At 66.3% G+C, this 17,384-nt stretch carries 14 protein-coding genes and 1 pseudogene; 7 read left to right on the top strand and 8 right to left on the bottom strand.

The window, feature by feature from the left end; all coding sequences use genetic code 11:
• Position 1: 1 nt before the first annotated feature.
• Genes fadD17 through AC3A6P_RS23330 form a run of 4 tightly spaced genes read left to right on the top strand, consistent with a single transcriptional unit; the run spans position 2 to position 4,929 of the window.
• Positions 2-1,543 carry a long-chain-fatty-acid--CoA ligase FadD17 gene (fadD17, locus tag AC3A6P_RS23345; protein ID WP_487694223.1) on the top strand — a complete coding sequence of 514 codons (1,542 nt, stop codon included), beginning with the start codon at positions 2-4 and terminating at the stop codon, positions 1,541-1,543.
• A 1-nt stretch (position 1,544) separates the two neighbouring features.
• Entirely contained in the window at positions 1,545-3,095 is a 1,551-nt protein-coding gene (locus tag AC3A6P_RS23340) for an FAD-binding protein (RefSeq protein WP_487694222.1), read from the top strand.
• Positions 3,092-4,222, top strand: a complete 1,131-nt coding sequence (locus AC3A6P_RS23335; protein WP_487694221.1) for a 3-ketosteroid-9-alpha-monooxygenase, oxygenase component — start codon at positions 3,092-3,094, stop codon at positions 4,220-4,222. The genes AC3A6P_RS23340 and AC3A6P_RS23335 overlap by 4 nt, the downstream gene beginning before the upstream one ends.
• A complete protein-coding gene (locus tag AC3A6P_RS23330) occupies positions 4,219-4,929 on the top strand; it encodes a DUF6597 domain-containing transcriptional factor (protein WP_487694220.1) in 711 nt (236 codons plus the stop codon). The genes AC3A6P_RS23335 and AC3A6P_RS23330 overlap by 4 nt, the downstream gene beginning before the upstream one ends.
• Here the strand turns inward: AC3A6P_RS23330 and AC3A6P_RS23325 are convergent.
• Both AC3A6P_RS23325 and AC3A6P_RS23320 read right to left on the bottom strand, forming a co-directional pair.
• Entirely contained in the window at positions 4,866-5,261 is a 396-nt protein-coding gene (locus tag AC3A6P_RS23325; RefSeq protein WP_487694218.1) for a VOC family protein, read from the bottom strand. The genes AC3A6P_RS23330 and AC3A6P_RS23325 overlap by 64 nt on opposite strands.
• 58 nt (positions 5,262-5,319) lie before the next feature.
• Positions 5,320-6,875, bottom strand: a pseudogene (locus AC3A6P_RS23320) (acetolactate synthase large subunit).
• A gap of 50 nt (positions 6,876-6,925) precedes the next feature.
• Here AC3A6P_RS23320 and AC3A6P_RS23315 point away from each other — a divergent pair.
• Complete coding sequence (locus AC3A6P_RS23315) at positions 6,926-8,017, top strand: DNA alkylation repair protein (protein WP_487694217.1); 1,092 nt, start codon at positions 6,926-6,928, stop codon at positions 8,015-8,017.
• A 5-nt stretch (positions 8,018-8,022) separates the two neighbouring features.
• Here AC3A6P_RS23315 and AC3A6P_RS23310 read toward each other — a convergent pair whose 3' ends face one another.
• The 3 genes from AC3A6P_RS23310 to AC3A6P_RS23300 all read right to left on the bottom strand — a co-directional run bounded on the left by AC3A6P_RS23310 (position 8,023) and on the right by AC3A6P_RS23300 (position 12,405).
• Positions 8,023-9,513, bottom strand: a complete 1,491-nt coding sequence (locus tag AC3A6P_RS23310) for an arylsulfatase (protein ID WP_487694216.1) — start codon at positions 9,511-9,513, stop codon at positions 8,023-8,025.
• Positions 9,514-9,619: 106 nt separating this feature from the next.
• Positions 9,620-10,741, bottom strand: a complete 1,122-nt coding sequence (locus tag AC3A6P_RS23305) for an NAD(P)H-dependent flavin oxidoreductase (RefSeq protein ID WP_487694215.1) — start codon at positions 10,739-10,741, stop codon at positions 9,620-9,622.
• The gene (locus tag AC3A6P_RS23300) at positions 10,738-12,405 is read right to left on the bottom strand and encodes an acyl-CoA synthetase (protein WP_487694213.1); all 1,668 of its coding nucleotides are present in this window, start codon (positions 12,403-12,405) and stop codon (positions 10,738-10,740) included. Before AC3A6P_RS23300 ends, AC3A6P_RS23305 begins: the two co-directional genes overlap by 4 nt.
• 60 nt (positions 12,406-12,465) lie before the next feature.
• Between AC3A6P_RS23300 and AC3A6P_RS23295 the strand changes: the two genes are divergently transcribed.
• Entirely contained in the window at positions 12,466-13,266 is an 801-nt protein-coding gene (locus tag AC3A6P_RS23295) for a crotonase/enoyl-CoA hydratase family protein (protein ID WP_487694212.1), read from the top strand.
• Between the two features lie 51 nt (positions 13,267-13,317).
• On the opposite strand, the gene AC3A6P_RS23290 is transcribed toward AC3A6P_RS23295, so the two are convergent.
• The 3 genes from AC3A6P_RS23290 to AC3A6P_RS23280 all read right to left on the bottom strand — a co-directional run bounded on the left by AC3A6P_RS23290 (position 13,318) and on the right by AC3A6P_RS23280 (position 16,355).
• Positions 13,318-14,520, bottom strand: coding sequence for a cytochrome P450 (locus AC3A6P_RS23290; protein ID WP_487694211.1), 1,203 nt, complete (start codon positions 14,518-14,520; stop codon positions 13,318-13,320).
• Between the two features lie 28 nt (positions 14,521-14,548).
• A complete protein-coding gene (locus AC3A6P_RS23285; RefSeq protein ID WP_487694383.1) occupies positions 14,549-15,232 on the bottom strand; it encodes an acetoacetate decarboxylase family protein in 684 nt (227 codons plus the stop codon).
• A 91-nt stretch (positions 15,233-15,323) separates the two neighbouring features.
• Positions 15,324-16,355 (bottom strand): LLM class F420-dependent oxidoreductase, encoded by a 1,032-nt coding sequence (locus AC3A6P_RS23280; protein WP_487694209.1) that lies wholly within the window; start codon positions 16,353-16,355, stop codon positions 15,324-15,326.
• A 49-nt stretch (positions 16,356-16,404) separates the two neighbouring features.
• On the opposite strand from AC3A6P_RS23280, the gene AC3A6P_RS23275 reads away from it, so the two are divergent.
• Positions 16,405-17,382 (top strand): Zn-ribbon domain-containing OB-fold protein, encoded by a 978-nt coding sequence (locus AC3A6P_RS23275; protein ID WP_487694208.1) that lies wholly within the window; start codon positions 16,405-16,407, stop codon positions 17,380-17,382.
• Positions 17,383-17,384 lie beyond the last annotated feature (2 nt).

Below are 17,384 nucleotides of genomic sequence, written 5' to 3'. Positions count from 1 at the left end.
GATGACCGAGTCCACTCGAGGCCCTACCGTCACCGGCCTGCTGGCACCGCTGGCGGGTGTGGAGGACCGGGGTGTGTCCGCCATCGCGGCAGACACTGTTTCCTTCGTCTCCTGGCGCGAGCACATCCAGGCCGGCGCCGACCTGGCCGCGGCGTTACGGGCCAGGCTCGACCCCGGGAAACCTCCTCATATCGGTGTGTTGCTGGGCAATACACCGTTCTTCTGCACGGTCCTGGTGGCGGCGGCCCTCGGCGGGCTGGTGCCGGTGGGGCTGAATCCCACTCGGCGCGGGGCGGCCCTACAACGCGATATCGACCACGCCGACTGCCAGTTCGTGCTGGCCGACCACGCCAGCGCGCAACCCGGTATCCAAGCCCTGGATGTCGAATCCGATTCGTGGAACGCGGAATTGGCTTCATACCGGGGAGCGCCGGTCACCTTCCCGGCTGTTGATCCCGACGACTTGTTCATGCTGATCTTCACCTCCGGCACCAGCGGCGACCCCAAGGCGGTGCGCTGCACCCACGCCAAGGTGGCGTTCCCCGGAGTGATGTTGGCCGAACGGTTCGGGCTGGGGCCGCAGGACACCTGCTATCTGTCGATGCCCCTCTTCCATTCGAACGCGATCATGGCCGGCTGGGGCCCCGCGGTGGCGGCGGGCGCCTCGATCGCGTTGCGGCGCCGCTTTTCGGCATCACAGTTCTTGCCCGACGTGCGCCGCTTCGGCGCCACCTACGCCAACTATGTGGGTAAACCGCTGTCGTACATCCTGGCCACGGAACCTCGTGACGACGACGCCGACAACCCGTTGCGTGTCGCGTACGGCAACGAGGGCGCCCCGCGTGACCTCGACCGGTTCGCGCGGCGTTTCGGTGTGCAGGTGGTCGACGGGTTCGGCTCCAGCGAGGGCGGAGTGGCGATCGCCCGGACCCCCGACACCCCGGACGGCGCCTTGGGGCCGTTGGCCAACGGAGTGTCGATCGTCGACGTCGACACCGGTGAACCCTGCCCGCCGGGTGTCGTGGGTGAACTGGTGAACCTCACCGGCGCGGGACAGTTCATGGGCTACTACAACGATCCCGACGCCGAGGCGCAGCGTATGGCCGGGGGGATCTACCACAGCGGCGACCTGGCCTACCGCGACGAGGCGGGGTTCGCGTATTTTGCAGGCCGACTGGGTGATTGGATGCGCGTCGACGGCGAGAACCTGGGTACAGCGCCCATCGAGCGGATTCTGGCGCGCTACCCCGGCGTCGTCGAAGCCGCCGTGTACCCCATACCCGACCCGGACGTGGGTGATCAGGTGATGGCGGCGCTGGTGCTGTCGGCGGATGCCCCGTTCGACGTCGAGGACTTCCACACGTTCCTGTCCAGCCAGAGCGACCTCGGGCCCAAGCAGTGGCCGTCCTACATCCGGATCGCCCAACGCCTGCCCCGCACCGAGACCTTCAAGATCCTCAAACGGCAGCTGTCGGCAGAAGGTCTGGACTGCGCCGACGCGGTGCACACGATCAGCCGTCCCAGCCGCCGGGCGCCGGTCTGAGATGGCCGACTGGCACGAGCACTGCGATGTCCTGGTGGCCGGCTCCGGCGCCGGCGGTGTGACCGGCGCCTACACGGCGGCCCGTGAAGGCCTCGAGGTGACATTGCTCGAAGCGACCGAGAAGTACGGTGGCACAACGGCATACTCCGGCGGCGGCGGTATGTGGTTTCCCACCAACGCGGTGTTACAGAGAGCCGGCAGCGACGACACCATCGACGACGCGCTCGAGTACTACACGGCGGTCGTCGGTGACCGGACCCCACGCGCCCTGCAGGAGGCCTACGTCCGTGGGGGCGCCCGCCTGATCGACTACCTCGAGACCGATGAGCTGTTGAAGTTCCAGGTGCTGCCCTGGCCTGACTACTTCGGCGCGGCCCCCAAAGCTCGGGCCGACGGTATGCGGCACATCGCCGCAAAGGCGCTGCGGGTCTCGGTCGCCCCCGATCTTCGCGAGTTGGTGCGTGGACCGCTGGACACCGACCGACTGGGAGCCGCCGTACCGGAGGACTACTACGTCGGGGGACGCGCCCTCATCGCACGATTCCTGGCGGCAGCGCGCCGATTTCCGAACAGTTCGGCACGGCTGAACACCGAGTTGGTCGAGTTGGTGGTCGACGACGGTGCGGTGGTCGGTGCGGTGGTGGACTCCGGCGGGGAACGTCGCGCGATCCACGCCCGCCGCGGGGTGCTGCTGGCCGCGGGCGGTTTCGAACACAACGAGGCGATGCGCGCACAGTACGGGGTGCCGGGTTCGTCACGGGACACCATGGGGCCGTGGGGGAATCGCGGCTCGGCACATCTGGCGGCAATCGCGGCGGGCGCGGATGTCGATCTGATGGAACAAGCCTGGTGGTCGCCCGGGCTCACCCACCCTGATGGTCGCTCCGCTTTTGCGCTGTGGTTCACCGGCGGCATCTTCGTCGACGACAACGGGCGCCGGTTCGTCAACGAATCGCTTGCCTACGACCGACTGGGCCGCGCCGTGGTTGCGGCGATGGCCGACGGATCGGTGACCCTGCCGTACTGGATGATCTACGACGACACCGAAGGTGTTGTGCCCCCGGTGAAGGCCACCAACGTGTCCATGGTCGCCCCTGAGCAGTACGTCGCTGCCGGGTTGTGGCACACCGCGCACAGTCTCGACGAGCTCGCCACCCGGATAGGGGTACCTCCGGCCAATCTGGTGCAGACCGTCGACCGGTTCAACCAGCTCGTCGCCCGAGGTGTGGACCGCGATTTCGGCCGCGGTGACGAACCGTATGACCGTGTCTTCTCGGGCGGGGCCTCACCGCTTCACCCGATCACCAAGGCCCCGTTTCATGCGGCGGCGTTCGGGCTCTCGGATCTGGGCACCAAAGGTGGTCTTAGAACCGACGACGTAGGACGGGTGCTGGACACGACAGGCACCGTCATCCGCGGGCTGTATGCGGCCGGCAACACCATGGCAGCGCCGAGTGGGACCACCTACCCGGGCGGCGGAAATCCGATAGGTACCAGCATGGTCTTCAGCCACGTGGCCGTGCTCGACATGTCAGAAGGGTTCGGGCGATGACTGATATCCGCGAGATCGACACGGGCGCGGCGATGACGCGCTTCGCACGAGGCTGGCACTGCCTGGGTCTGGCCGAGGACTTCCGCGATGGAAAGCCGCACGGCATAGACGCTTTCGGAACCCGCCTCGTGGTGTTCGCCGATAGCACCGGCGCGTTGCAGGTGCTCGACGGCTACTGCAGGCACATGGGCGGTGACCTCGCCCACGGCTCGGTCAAGGGCGATGAGGTGGCCTGCCCGTTCCATGACTGGCGTTGGGGTGGTGACGGCAAGTGCAAGCTGGTGCCGTACGCCAAGCGCACACCCCGGCTGGCGCGCACCCGCAGCTGGCCCACCACCGAGGTCAACGGTCAGCTACTGATGTGGCACGACCCCGAAGGCTCGACTCCCGCACCGGAACTGACTCCTCCCACCATCGAGGGGTACGACGAGGGCCGGTGGTCGCCGTGGCAGTGGAGTTCGGTGCTCATCGAGGGTGCGCACTGCCGCGAGATCGTCGACAACAACGTCGACATGGCGCACTTCTTCTACATCCATCACGCCTACCCGACATACTTCAAGAACGTCATCGATGGCCACACCGCCAGTCAGTTCATGGAGTCCAAACCGCGGCCCGACTACACCGCAGACCCCGACAAGCTCTGGGAGGGAACATATCTGCGCTCCGAGGCGACCTACTTCGGGCCGGCCTACATGATCAACTGGCTGCACAACGACCTGGGCCCCGGATTCACCGTCGAGGTCGCCTTGATCAATTGCCACTACCCGGTGACGCACAACTCGTTCACGCTCCAGTGGGGCGTGTCCGTGCAGGCGATGCCGGGGCTGCCCGCGGACAAGGCGGCCAAACTGGCCGCCGCGATGAACCGGTCGTTCGGGGACGGGTTCCTCGAGGACGTCGCGATCTGGAAGAACAAGACCCGCATCGACAACCCGTTGCTCACCGAAGAGGACGGCGCGGTGTACCAGCACCGCCGCTGGTACGAGCAGTTCTATGTGGATGCCGCCGACGTCACCGCCGAGATGACCGATCGGTTCGAGCAGGAGGTCGACACCACCCACGCCTATGACATCTGGCAGCAGGAGGTTCAGGACAACCTCGCGAAGCGGGTTAATGTCGAAGTGTGAGTTATCGCGAGCTGCCACCACCGGCACCGCTGCGCGAGCTGGCTGAATGCATCTGGGTTTCGGACGGTGCCCGGCGCGCACGGGTGCTGCCGGACGGCTGCATGGATCTCATCACGCTCGACGGTGAAGTGGTGGTCGCCGGGCCCGACACCACTGCGCACCTGAGTCGGCAAGACGAAGCCGCGGCAGGTATCCGGTTCCGGCCGGGGGCACTCCCCCGGCTGCTCGCGGTGCCGGCCGCCGACCTGCGTGACCGACGGGTCCCGCTGCGGGACCTGCGACCCGAGTTGTCCGGGGCGCCTCCGCTGACGGCCGCACTGCGGCTGTTGGATTCGGAGACGTCCACGACCACCTCACCCTGGTCCCTGGCTCTGCTTCGTGAGGTCACCGCGCGGCTGGCCGCTGGGACCCCGGTGCGCGCCGTGGCCGAGGACGCCGGTTACTCGGCCCGCAACCTGCAACGGCAATGTGGCGCGGTGTACGGCTATCCCCCGGCGACACTGCGGCGCGTTCTGCGGTTCCGCCGGGCGTTGACCATGGTGCGTGCGGGTGTGCCGACCGCGGACGCGGCGGCACGCGCGGGTTATGCCGACCAACCGCACCTCCACCGGGACGTACGCGATCTGGCGGGAGTACCGCTGGGTCAGCTCGCCAATGCGGCGAACAGATCCACGGACGTACCGTCTGGGTCCTCGACCGTCGCGTAGCGCTGACCCCACGGCGCGTCGAACGGCTTCAACATGCCGGCGTGCCCGGCGGCGGTCAGCGTCGTGAACAGTGTGTCCACCTCCTCCGGAGTGGCCACCCCGAAGGCCAGCGCCACCCGTCCCGCCGACTCCGGGGCCGTCCACCCCGGATGCATACCGGCGATCACCTCTTCGGTGTCGAAGGCCAGTTTGTTGCCGCCGGGCAGCGCCACCTCGACGTGTGGCCCGTCGGCGGCGGGCACGTCGAGGCCGAGCAGCCGGTAGAACTCCAACGCTCGCTGCAGGTCGCCGGTGACGATCTCGAACACCACTGATGTCGGTTGAATGCTCATGGACTCCACGCTAGGCAGGCCAGACGCCGCCGTCGTGAACAAATCGGACAACCCGTCGTCAGCCCAGCAGGGACGGAACCATTGCCTCGATCAGATGCGGTCCGGGCTCGTCGAACGCCTTCTGCAGAGCGGCGACGAGTTCCTCGCCGGTGGTGACCCGTTGCGCCGGGACCCCCATGCCCTGGGCGATCGACACGAAATCCAATGTGGGACGGCTGATGTCGAGCAGGTCGCGCGCTTTGGGTCCCGGGGCGTCCGCAGCCTCGGCGCCGACACGTTGCAGTTCGACCCGAAGGATGTCGTAGACCCCGTTGTTGTAGACCACGGTGGTGATGTTCAGATTCTCCCGGGCTTGGGTCCACAACGCCGATGCGGTGTACATGGCCGAGCCGTCGGCTTGCAGCGAGAGGACCGGGCGGTCCGGAGCGGCGATCGCGGCGCCGATCGCCGCGGGCAATCCGTACCCGATAGCGCCACCGGTCAGGGTCAGCACGTCGTGTGCGGGCGCGCCGGCGGTGGCGGCGGGCAGTCCGACTCCCCGGTGTTGGCCTCGTCGACGATGATCGCGTTCTCGGGGAGTAGCGCGCCGACGGCCTCGGCCACCTTCATCGCGTTCAGCTCGCCGGTGGGGGCGGCGGGACGAGTTGATGCGGCCACCGGCGGTTCCACGTCCGCCGCGATCTCGTCGGCCAGCGCCGACAACGCCGCAGCCGCGCCGGCGTGGCCTGCCAGCACATGCACATGGCAGCCGTCGGGCACGAGGTCACTTCGCCTGCCGGGGTAGGCGAAGAACGACACCGGGGAACTGGCGCCGGCGAGGATCAGATGCTGCGCACCTGCCAGCTGAGCTTCGGCCGCCTCGGCGAAATAAGCCAGGCGCTCGACGGGCGGGATGCCGGCCCCGCGCTCCAAGCGGGTGGGAAACGTCTCGCACAGCCACCGTGCCCCGGACGCGGATGCAACACGCGCCGCCGCGGAAAGTCCGGGCAGCCGGTTGGCGTCACCTCCGGTGAACAGCACAGTCGGGGCACCGGAGCGCAGCACCTGCGCGGCCGTGGCCACCGCGTCGGCGTCGACGGATTCGACGGAGGTGAGCGCACCGCGCGCGGTCACTGCCGCACCGCCGGTCCAGGACACGTCCGCGGGCAGGATCAGGGTGGCGACCTGCCCGTTGCGCGCGGCCGCGACCGCCTCGGCCGCGTCGCGGGAGACCGTATCCGGACTGGTGCATCGTTTCACCCAGCCGGACACATTGCTCGCCAGCGCCTCGATATCCGATTCCAGCGGCGCGTCATAGTCCTTGTGGGTCAACGCATGGTCACCGACCACCACCACGAGTGGGACCTTGGCACGGCGCGCATTGTGCAGGTTGGCGATCGCATTGCCCAGCCCAGGTCCGAGATGCAGCAACACCACAGCCGGCTGTTCGGCGATCCGGGCGTACCCGTCGGCGGCCCCGGACGCCACCCCCTCGAACAGCGCCAACACCGCCCGCATCTCGGTCACCGAATCCAGCGCCGCCACGAAGTGCATCTCCGATGTGCCGGGATTGGCGAAGCAGACCCCGACACCGCCGTCGACGAGAGTGGTCAGCAGGGCCTGGGCTCCGTTCACGGGAGCCAACATACCGGCGCGCTGTCAGAGCCCGTCGCTACCATCGCGCCATGCCCTTGGCCGAAGAGCTCATCAACGAGGCGACGGCGGTCGCGTTGGCCGGCGCCGTGGAACAGGCCACCGGCACCGCTGCGGCGAGCCTGCGCGCAGCCGGCACCGCCCTGGCACCGTTGCCGTTGCGGGCCCGCTCCGACCTGCTCCGCGATGCCCTACTCAACGATGTTCCCGGCGACTTCGCTGCGTTGGCCGCGGCGGTGCGCGCCTGCGCGCAGTCGTTGACCGGCTGGATGGTCTGGCCGGTCACCACGGCCGTCGCCGAGCGCGCCGTGTCCGATGCCAACACAGCCGCCTTCGATGACGCCATGGCGTTGCTGGCCGAGCTGACGGGCCTGCTGACCGCAGAGTTCGCCATCCGCCCACTGCTGCGCCATGACGTCGACCGGGCGCTGCCCATCGTCGTCAAGTGGACCGCGTCGTCCGACCCCGCCGTCCGTCGCCTCGCCTCCGAGGGCACCCGCCCGTATCTGCCGTGGGCCATCAGGGTCCCGCAGATACTCAGCGCACCGGGTGTCATGGTGCCCGTGCTCGATGCGCTGTACCGCGATCCCGACACCGCGGTCCGCCGTTCGGTGGCCAACCACCTCAACGATCTGAGCCGCGATCACACTGATCTGGTGGTCGACACCGCGGCCCGCTGGCTTGCGGCACCGGATGACAACACACCGGCCTTGGTGCGTCACGCTTTACGCACCCTGGTCAAGCGCGGTGAACCGAAGGCTCTGCGGCTCTTGGGCTTTGGTGCGGCGACAGTGACCATCGACGGACCCGTACTGAGCCGGTCCCGGGTGCCGTTCGGCGCGGACGTCGAACTGCGCGCCACTGTTCGCAACGACGGCGAGGAATCCGCCCGGCTGGCCATCGACTACGCCGTCCACCATCGCAAGGCCAACGGGGCCCAGGTGGCGAAGGTCTTCAAGCTGACGACCAGGACCCTGGCCCCCGGCGAAGCGGTGACGGTGACGAAGGTGCATTCGTTCCGGCCGATCACCACCCGCAGGTACTACCCCGGCGCACACGCAGTCGATATCCGGGTCAACGGGATCACTTCGGCGTCAACCGAATTCGATCTACTGCCGGACTGACCGCCTCAGGAGTCCGGGATACCCGCCTGCAGTTTGGCCATCACCTGTTGCAGGTTGAAACTGGCCGACTTCTGTCGCTGCGGGAACTCGACGAGTGTCTGCAGCATCTGACTGACGTAGACCTGTGCCGGTGTGAAGACGAAGACCCGGTCGAGCACCCAATCGAAGTAGGTGTTGGACGTGATGTCGGCACGTTCGTAGGGATCGGTACGCAGGTTGAACAGTTTCGGCGCTCGAAGTTCGGTGTACGGCTCGAGCCAGATCCTCAGGGTGCCGGTGGCCCTCTGTTCCAGGAACACGATCTTCCAGTTGTCGTACCGAAGCCCGGTCAGATCACCGTCGTCGGACACGTAGAAGAAGTGCCTGCGTGGGCTCTTGTCGACCGCGCCGGTGATGTAGTCCAGCTGGTTGTGCCCGTCGAGGTGCACCTTGTAAGTGGTTCCCCCGAGGTCGGTCCCCTTCTTCAACCGCTCGGCGATGTCAACGTCGCCGGCCGCGGCCAGCAGCGTCACGAACCAGTCGTTGTGACTGACGATCCCATTGAGCACTGAGGCCGCGGGGATGTGTCCCGGCCAGCGCACCAGGGCCGGAACTCGGTAGGCACCTTCCCAGTTGGAGTTCTTCTCATTGCGAAACGGCGTCATGCCGGCGTCGGGCCAGCTGTTCATGTGGGGTCCGTTGTCGGTGGAGTACATGACGATGGTGTCGTCGGCTATACCCAGCTCATCCAGGGTATTCAGCAGGTCGCCGACGATATCGTCATGGTCGAGCATGGTGTCGTGGTACTCGGACTGGCCTTCGCCCGCGCGCCCGATACTCTCCGGCTTGGGGTGGGTGCGGAAGTGCATGTGCGTGGAGTTGAACCACACGAAGAACGGCGTCTGCGCCTCATGCTGTCGTTTGATGAAGTCGATTGCGGCGTCACGGAATTCGTCGTCGCAGGTCTCCATGCGCTTCCGGGTCAGCGGACCGGTGTCCTCGATGCGCTGGGTGCCGTCGCCGTTGGCCCAGGTGTGCAAGACACCACGGGGCCCGAACTTCTTGCGGAATTCGGGGTTCTTCGGGTAGTCGACGTTCTCCGGCTCCTCTTCGGCGTTGAGGTGGTACAGGTTGCCGAAGAACTCGTCGAAACCGTGCATGGTGGGCAGGAATTCGTCCCGGTCGCCCAGATGGTTCTTCCCGAACTGACCCGTGGCGTAGCCCTGGGCCTTCAGCGCCGTGGCAATGGTCGGGTCTTCGGCCTGCAGACCGACGGGCGCACCCGGCATTCCCACCTTGGTGAGGCCGGTACGGTACGGGTTCTGCCCGGTGATGAAAGCGGCTCGCCCTGCGGTGCAACTCTGTTCACCGTAATAGTCGGTGAACAGCGCACCCTCGCGTGCGATTCGATCGATGTTGGGTGTTCGGTACCCCATCAGTCCGTTGCTGTAGCAGCTCAGATTGCTCTGACCGATGTCATCGCCCCAGATGATGAGAATGTTCGGTTTGTCGCTCACCGCGGCGCTCCTTCAGGACGGGCGCCATCTGCTGGATGCCCACGACGCGGGATGTTAGTCGGCTCGCCTCGTCGGGGAAGCCACTATCGGAAAGGACATCGCCGAATCAGTTCCCGCGGATGCCGTCCAACCGCGTGGTGGCGTCCTCGAAACCGGCGACCAACTCGGCGATGATGTCGGCGACCGGTCGGATCTCGTTCATCCGGCCGACGATCTGGCCGACGGGCATCGCGACGGTCGTCGGGTCGGTGGACTCACTCATCCGCTGATGGGCCTCGCTGACCAGGATGTTCTGCAGCGGCATCGGCAGCGGCTCCGGCGCGCCCTCGGCGTCCCAGGCGTCGGTCCACCGGCTCTTGAGCAGCCGGGCCGGCTTGCCGGTGTAGATCCGGCGTCGCACGGTGTCACTGGACTCGGCCGCCAGCAGTGCCTGCTGGATCACCGAGGTGCCGCCTTCGGTGCGCACCCCCAGGTCGTACTCGGCTGCGGTCAGGAACGCCGATCCCATCCAGACGCCGTGGGCACCGAGCGCCAACGCGGCGGCCACCTGCCTACCGGTACCGATACCACCCGCCGCGAGCACGGCGGCGCTCTCACCAACCGCGTCGACGATTTCCGGCCACAGAACCATCGACCCGATTTCACCGGTGTGCCCGCCGGCCTCATGGCCTTGGGCGACGACGATGTCGACGCCGTTGTCGACATGTCGTCGGGCATGTTTGGCCGACCCGGCCAGCGCCGCCACCGGAACCCCGGCCGCGTGGGCCTGGTCGATGACGTCCTTCGGAGGCGAACCCAACGCGTTGGCGATGAGCTTGATGGGGTGTTTGAGCGCCACCTCGACGTGGCTGCGCGCCACCGAATGCAGCCAGCCCAGCACCCCTTCGGACTTTTCCTCGTCCTCGGCCAGTGGCGGCACGCCCAGGTCTGCGAGGGTCTTGTCGACGAATTCGCGATGCGTCTGCGGGATCAGTTTGTTGATGTCGACGCTGGTGCCCTCGGTGGGGACCTTGGCGGGCATCACGATGTCCACGCCGTAGGGCAAGCCGCCGGTGTTCTCATCCATCCACTGCAGGACGTTCTCGAGGTCATCGGCGTCGTTGAAGCGCACGCAGCCCAGCACGCCCAGCCCCCCGGCCTTGCTGACCGCGGCGGCCACCTTCTCCGACGGGGTGAAGACGAAGATCGGGTACTCGATCCCGAACCGGTCACAGAGTTCGGTTTTCATGCTCCCACTGCTCCTGCCGCGTGTTTGGCGTGGACGTCATCGGCGGGCCGTTCCTCGGTGGTGTCCTTGGCCCAGCGGTAGTCGGGCTTGCCCGCGGGTGAGCGTTTGATCTCGTCGACCAGCCACAGGCTGCGCGGCACCTTGTAGCCGGCGATCTCGGTGCGCACGAAGGCATCCAGTTCCGCCAGCGTCGGGCGGGTGCCCTCGCGTGGGTGCACCACGGCGGCGACATGTTGGCCGAAGCGTTCGTCGGGAACACCCACCACCAGGGCGTCGAAGACGTCCGGATGGCCCTTGAGCGCGGCCTCGACCTCTTCGGGGTAGATCTTCTCGCCACCGGAATTGATGGACACCGAACCGCGGCCGAGCATCGTGACGGTGCCGTCGGCCTCGACCTCGGCGTAGTCACCGGGAATGGCATAGCGCACGCCGTTGAACGTCTTGAACGTCTCGGCCGTTTTTTTCTCGTCCTTGAAATACCCGACCGGGATGTGTCCGCGCTTGGCGATCACTCCGCGCACACCCGACCCCGGTGTGACCTCGTTGCCGTTCTCGTCGAGCACCACGGTGTTCTTGTCGATGGTGACGCGCGGACCACCGGTGTGCGACTGGCCTTTGGCCACCACGCTGGTGCCGCCGAAACCGGTCTCCGAGGATCCGATGGAGTCGGTGATGATGCGGTTGGGCAGCAGTTCGAGGAACTTCTCTTTGAGGCTGGTGGAGAACAGCGCCGCCGTGCTGGCGAGCAGGAACAGCGATGACAGATCGTATTCGTTTCCCGCGTCCTGGTGGGCCAGGAGTGCATCCAGCAGCGGGCGGGCCATCGCGTCACCGGTGAAGAACAGCAGGTTCACCTTGTGGTCGTGAATGGCTTTCCAGACCTCGTCGGCGTTGAATTCCGGCGCCAGCACCACGGTTTGGCCGGAAAACAGCGCCATCCAGGTGGCCGACTGCGTGGCGCCGTGGATCATCGGCGGAATCGGGTACCGGATCATCGGGTTGTTCTCGGCGGCCTGCTTGGCCAGGTCGTACTCGTCTTTGATCGGCTCACCCGTGGCGAAGTCGGTGCCGCCGAACAACACCCGGTAGATGTCCTCGTGGCGCCACATCACGCCCTTCGGGAAGCCGGTGGTGCCGCCGGTGTAGAGCAGGTAGATGTCGTCTTCGCTGCGGGGGCCGAAGTCGCGTTCCGGCGAGCCCTGCGCCAGCGCGGCTTCGAACTCGACACCGCCGTATCCGCCGAAGTCGTCATCGGAGCCGTCTTCCACCACCAGAACCGTCTTGACGTTCGGCGTCTCGGGCAGCACATTGGCCACGCGGTCGGAGTACCGGCGCTCATGGATCAGCGCCACCATGTCGGAGTTCTCGAACAGGTACTTCAGTTCGCCCTCGACGTAGCGGAAGTTGATGTTCACCAGGATGGCACCGGCTTTGACGATGCCGAGCATCCCGATCACGATTTCGATCCGGTTCCGGCAATACAGCCCTACCTTGTCGTCCTTCTTGACACCCTGGTCGATGAGATAGTGGGCCAGGCGGTTGGCCTTGTCCTCCAACTGGGCATAGGTCAGCTGCTCGTCACCCGAGATCAGGGCGACACGGTCAGGCACAGCGTCGATGGCGTGCTCGGCGAGATCGGCAATGTTCAGGGCCACGGAACCCAAACTAGAACGTGTTACATTTCAAGACAAGTCTCAAGCGAAGATGCAGGAAGGCGGCCCCTTGTGAGCGAGCCCCAGAAAGAGCCCGACGCCCTCGTTGAGCAGCGCGGACACACCCTGATCGTGACGCTCAACCGGCCGCAGGCGCGCAATGCACTTTCCACTGAGATGCTCTCGATAATGGTCGAAGCCTGGGACCGCGTCGACAGCGACCCGGAGATCCGGACGTGCATCCTCACCGGCGCCGGCGGCTACTTCTGTGCCGGCATGGACCTCAAGGCCGCGACGGCCAAACCGCCGGGCGACTCCTTCAAGGACGGCAGCTATGACCCGTCGCGCATCGACGGTCTGCTCAAGGGGCGCCGCCTGACGAAACCACTGATCGCTGCCGTCGAGGGCCCCGCGATCGCGGGCGGTACCGAGATCCTGCAGGGCACCGACATCCGCATCGCCGGTGAGAGCGCCAAATTCGGCATCTCCGAGGCGAAGTGGAGCCTCTATCCGATGGGTGGGTCCGCGGTGCGCCTGGTGCGCCAGATCCCGTACACCATTGCCTGCGATCTGCTGCTGACCGGACGCCACATCACTGCCGCGGAGGCGCTCGAGTACGGCCTGATCGGCTACGTGGTGCCCGACGGCTCCGCCTTGGACAAGGCCCTCGAGATCGCCGAGGTGATCAACAACAACGGGCCACTGGCCGTGCAGGCCATCCTGCGCTCGATCCGGGAGACCGAGGGCCTGCACGAGAACGACGCCTTCAAGATCGACACCAAGATCGGTATCGAGGTGTTCCTGTCCGACGACGCCAAAGAAGGCCCGCGGGCGTTCAAGGAGAAGCGGGCGCCGAAGTTCCAGATGAAGTAGCGATTTCGGCGCGCTCGTAACCGCTGAGCGGTTACGAGCGCGCCGAAATCCCTAGTTGACCCGGGCGCTGGGGGTGAAGACCACCGGCATCGACTCCAGGCCGCTGACGAAGTTGGCCGGCCGCAACGGCAATGCAGAGGGATCCGCCAGGCGCAGATCGGGCAGCCGCTGCAGCACCTTGCCCAGCATCAACTTCAGCTCCAAGCGGGCCAGCTGATTGCCCAGGCAGAAGTGCGAGCCGAAGCCGAAAGCGACGTGGCTGTTCGGATTTCGATCGATGCGGAAGTTGTCCGGATCACCGAAGACCGCCTCGTCGAAGTTCGCGGACTCGAACATCAGCATGATCTTCTCGCCGGCCTTCAGCGATGTGCCGTGGAATTCGGTGTCGGCCGTCAAGGTGCGGCACATGTTCTTCACCGGCGAGGTCCAGCGCAGCATCTCCTCGATGGCCCCGGGTAGCAGCTCGGGGTCGGCCACCAGACTCTCCCACTGGTCCTGATGGCGCAGAAGCTGTTCGGTGCCGCCGGAGAGGGTGTGCCGCGTGGTCTCGTCGCCACCGATGAGGATCAACAGCGTCTCGAAGACGATCTCGTCGTCGGACATCCGCTCGCCGTCGACCTCGGCGTTGACCAGGATGGAGAACAGGTCATCGGTCGGCTCGGCTCGCCGCTTGGTGATGACGTTCTTGGTGAATTCCGTGTAGGCGGCGAACGTCTCCATCAGCTTCATGATGGTCTGCTCGTCCACGGTGGAACTCAGCCCGCACACCAGGTCGTCGGACCACTTCAGCAGCATCTCGCGTTCTTCGGGGAGCACGCCGAGCATGTCGCCGATGACCGCCATCGGCAGGGGCGCGGCGATGTCGCGGACGAAATCGGCCTCTCCCCGCTCGCACACCCCGTCGATCAAGGTGTCGCACAACCTCTCGATCGAGGGCACTTTGTCCATCACGCGTTTGCGGGTGAAGCCGGAGTTGACGAGCTTGCGCCGCAACACATGTGCGGGGTCGTCCATGTCGATCATGTAGGGCATACCGGGTTGGTCCGGCCGGATACCGCCGGTGTTGGAGAACAACTCCGGATTGCGCTCGGCGTCGAGCACCGCCTGGTACGTGGCGGCGGCGGCCAGGCCGTTGCGGTCGCGGAACACCGGCTGGTTGGCGCGCATCCACCGGTAGGCCTCACGCGCGTTGCCGTCGGCGTAGAAGTTGCCGTCGGCCAGGTCGACGTCGAGGCCGGGCAGTGTGCTCGTCATGGATGATCTCCTGCTCGTCGGTGGGTGCTCAGTGCGAAATCACTCGGGCGTCAGCGAAAGTCATGTCGACGTTGGCCGCCGAACTCGACACGAGCGCACGTCTGGGCAAGCCCAGGGATGCCAGTTCGCGTGCGTAGGGATGTTCGCCGAGTCGGAGGACGACACCACCGGGCCGGTACCGCACGCCCGAGAGCACCATCTCCCCCGCGGTTTCGCGGGTGACACCGTCGAGGTGTGAGTACGTCGAATGCACCTGCTTGCGGCCGGTGAGCGCCGCGGGTGTCGGCAGACCGGGCCGGAACTCCATGCTGACCACCCGTTGGCCGTCGATGCTGACATCGAAGCCGAACTGACGCCCGTTACGAACGGTGAAGTCCGCCATCACTTTCGGATAACCCCAGATGGTGCGGCCGGCCTCCAGTGTGAACGGCTGATCGACCGGCAGATGGTGCACGAAGGCACCCGCCGACTGCAGCGCCTTCACACCGGTGGCCGTAGAGCCCGGCGGATTCACCATCACGTTGGTGCCGTACTCGTAGTACTGGCCCAGGTCGGTGTCTTCGTAGCGCATCAGCATCAGCACCACGAGCGCCTTGCCCCGCCCGAAGCGGCAGACCTGCAGGCCGCTGTAGTCGATCATCCGCTGGGCAGCATCAGCGTCGACGGCGAACATCGCGGTGTGCTGGTGCGCGGTCCGCACGCGGACCGGCATGGTCAGGACGGTGCCGGCGATGGTGTGCTGAGAGGTGGCTTGGCTCACACCGTCAATCTAGAACGTGTTCTAGACACATCGCAAGAAGTGTCTACACGAGCTGGGCCAACTCCTGGATCTGCTCGACGGAGCGGGCGCCGATCACCATCATGGTGACGCCGGCCTCTTCCCAGACCTTGATCTGGGACTTCACGTGGTCGACATCGCCGACGATGGCCGCGTCATCGACCAGCTCGTCGGGAATCACCTTGGCCGCTTCGTCTTTTCGGTTGCTGCGGAACAGCTCGGTCACCTCGTCGACCACCTCCGAGTAGCCCATGCGGCGGTACACATCGGCGTGGAAGTTGGTGTCTTCGGCCCCCATTCCGCCCATGTAGAGCGCCAGGAACGGCTTGATCATCTCGAACACCGCCGGACGGTCATCGGTGACCACCACCTGGGCCGTCGCGCAGATCTCGAAGTTCTCGCGAGTCCGGCGCGCGCCCGGGCGGGCGAATCCCTCATCGAGCCAGGAGTTGTAGGTGTCGGCCATCCGGGGGGTGTAGAAGATCGGCAGCCAGCCGTCGCAGATCTCGGCCGCCAGCGCCACGTTCTTCGGGCCCTCGGCGCCGAGCATCACCGGGATGTCGGCGCGCAGCGGATGGGTGATCGGCTTGAGTGGCTTGCCCAACCCGGACGTGCCTTCGCCCGTGAGAGGCAGCGGATAGTGCGGGCCCGCACTGGTCACCGGGGCTTCGCGAGCCCAGACCTGGCGCAGGATGTCGATGTACTCGCGGGTGCGCGCCAGCGGCTTCGGGAACTTCGCGCCGTACCACCCCTCCACCACCTGCGGGCCGGACACCCCGAGCCCGAGGATGTGCCTGCCGCCGGAGAGGTGGTCGAGGGTCAGTGCTGCCATGGCACACGCGGTGGGGGTGCGCGCCGACAGTTGCACCACCGAGGTGCCCAGTCGCAGCCGCGACGTCGACGAACCCCACCAGGACAGCGGTGTGTAGGCATCCGAGCCCCACGCCTCGGCCGTGAACACCGTGTCGAATCCGGCGTCCTCCGCGGCGGTGACGAGCTCCGCGTGGTTGGTGGGCGGCTGCGCACCCCAGTACCCGAGTTGGAGACCCAGTTTCATGGGAGGACCTTTCTTGCCACGATTGTTAGAACCTGTTCTACTCGATGCTGTGACCGCCAGCCAGAGCAGCCCGGCGCTGATCGATCAGCATGAGCCGCCGCTTTCCGCACCGTTGAAACTGTCATTCGACTACACCCGTTCAGTCGGTCCGATCCTCGGTCAGTTCTTCACCGCACTACGCGATCGCCGCATCGTGGGCAACCGCGGATCCGACGGTCGGGTGCATGTGCCACCGGCCGAGTACGACCCCGTCACCTATGAACAGCTGACCGAGATCGTACCGGTGGCCAGTGTCGGAACCGTGCTGTCGTGGACATGGCAGTCGACCCCGCTGGAGGGCCAACCGCTGGACCGTCCTTTCGCGTGGGCGCTGATCAAACTCGACGGCGCGGACACTCCACTGCTGCACGCGGTCGACGGGAAGGTCGGCACCGGCGACCGGGTGCACGTGCACTGGGCCGACGAGACCGTGGGCGCCATCACCGATATCGCCTACTTCGTACCGGGTGACACCCCGGAACCGGACGGCGAGGCTTCCGACAAGGACCCGGTGACCATGCTCGTCACCCCCACGTCCATCGAAATCCAGCACACCGCTTCACTTCCCGAGACCCGGTTCCTGAAGGCCCTCGAGGAGGGCACGCTGCTGGGCGCGCGGTCGGGTGACGGCGGCAAGGTGTACTTCCCGCCCAAGGAGGCCGACCCGGCCACCGGCAAGGAACTCGACCAGTTCGTCGAACTGCCCGACAAGGGCACCGTGACCACGTTCGCCATCATCAACATCCCGTTCGCCGGGCAGCGCATCAAACCGCCGTATGTGGCGGCCTACGTACTGCTCGACGGCGCCGACATCCCGTTCCTGCATCTGGTCACCGAGATCGAGGCCAGCGAGGTGCGGATGGGCATGCGGGTACAGGCCGTGTGGAAACCCCGCGAGGAGTGGGGCCTGGGCATCGACAACATCGATCATTTCCGGCCTACGGGTGAACCCGACGCTGACTACGACTCCTACCGCCACCACCTGTAAAG

It is taken from the genome of Mycobacterium sp. Soil_C_30 (assembly GCF_057656995.1).
This window is presented reverse-complemented; position numbering and strand designations above follow the sequence as displayed.

Bases quoted from the DNA above. Each gene is read 5' to 3' on its own strand.
- AC3A6P_RS23305 (WP_487694215.1), bottom strand. From the start codon at position 10,741: ATGAAAACCGAACTCTGTGACCGGTTCGGGATCGAGTACCCGATCTTC.
- AC3A6P_RS23340 (WP_487694222.1), top strand. From the start codon at position 1,545: ATGGCCGACTGGCACGAGCACTGCGATGTCCTGGTGGCCGGCTCCGGC.
- AC3A6P_RS23335 (WP_487694221.1), top strand. From the start codon at position 3,092: ATGACTGATATCCGCGAGATCGACACGGGCGCGGCGATGACGCGCTTC.
- AC3A6P_RS23280 (WP_487694209.1), bottom strand. From the start codon at position 16,355: ATGAAACTGGGTCTCCAACTCGGGTACTGGGGTGCGCAGCCGCCCACC.
- AC3A6P_RS23325 (WP_487694218.1), bottom strand. From the start codon at position 5,261: ATGAGCATTCAACCGACATCAGTGGTGTTCGAGATCGTCACCGGCGAC.
- AC3A6P_RS23290 (WP_487694211.1), bottom strand. From the start codon at position 14,520: ATGACGAGCACACTGCCCGGCCTCGACGTCGACCTGGCCGACGGCAAC.
- AC3A6P_RS23315 (WP_487694217.1), top strand. From the start codon at position 6,926: ATGCCCTTGGCCGAAGAGCTCATCAACGAGGCGACGGCGGTCGCGTTG.
- fadD17 (WP_487694223.1), top strand. From the start codon at position 2: ATGACCGAGTCCACTCGAGGCCCTACCGTCACCGGCCTGCTGGCACCG.
- AC3A6P_RS23285 (WP_487694383.1), bottom strand. From the start codon at position 15,232: ATGCCGGTCCGCGTGCGGACCGCGCACCAGCACACCGCGATGTTCGCC.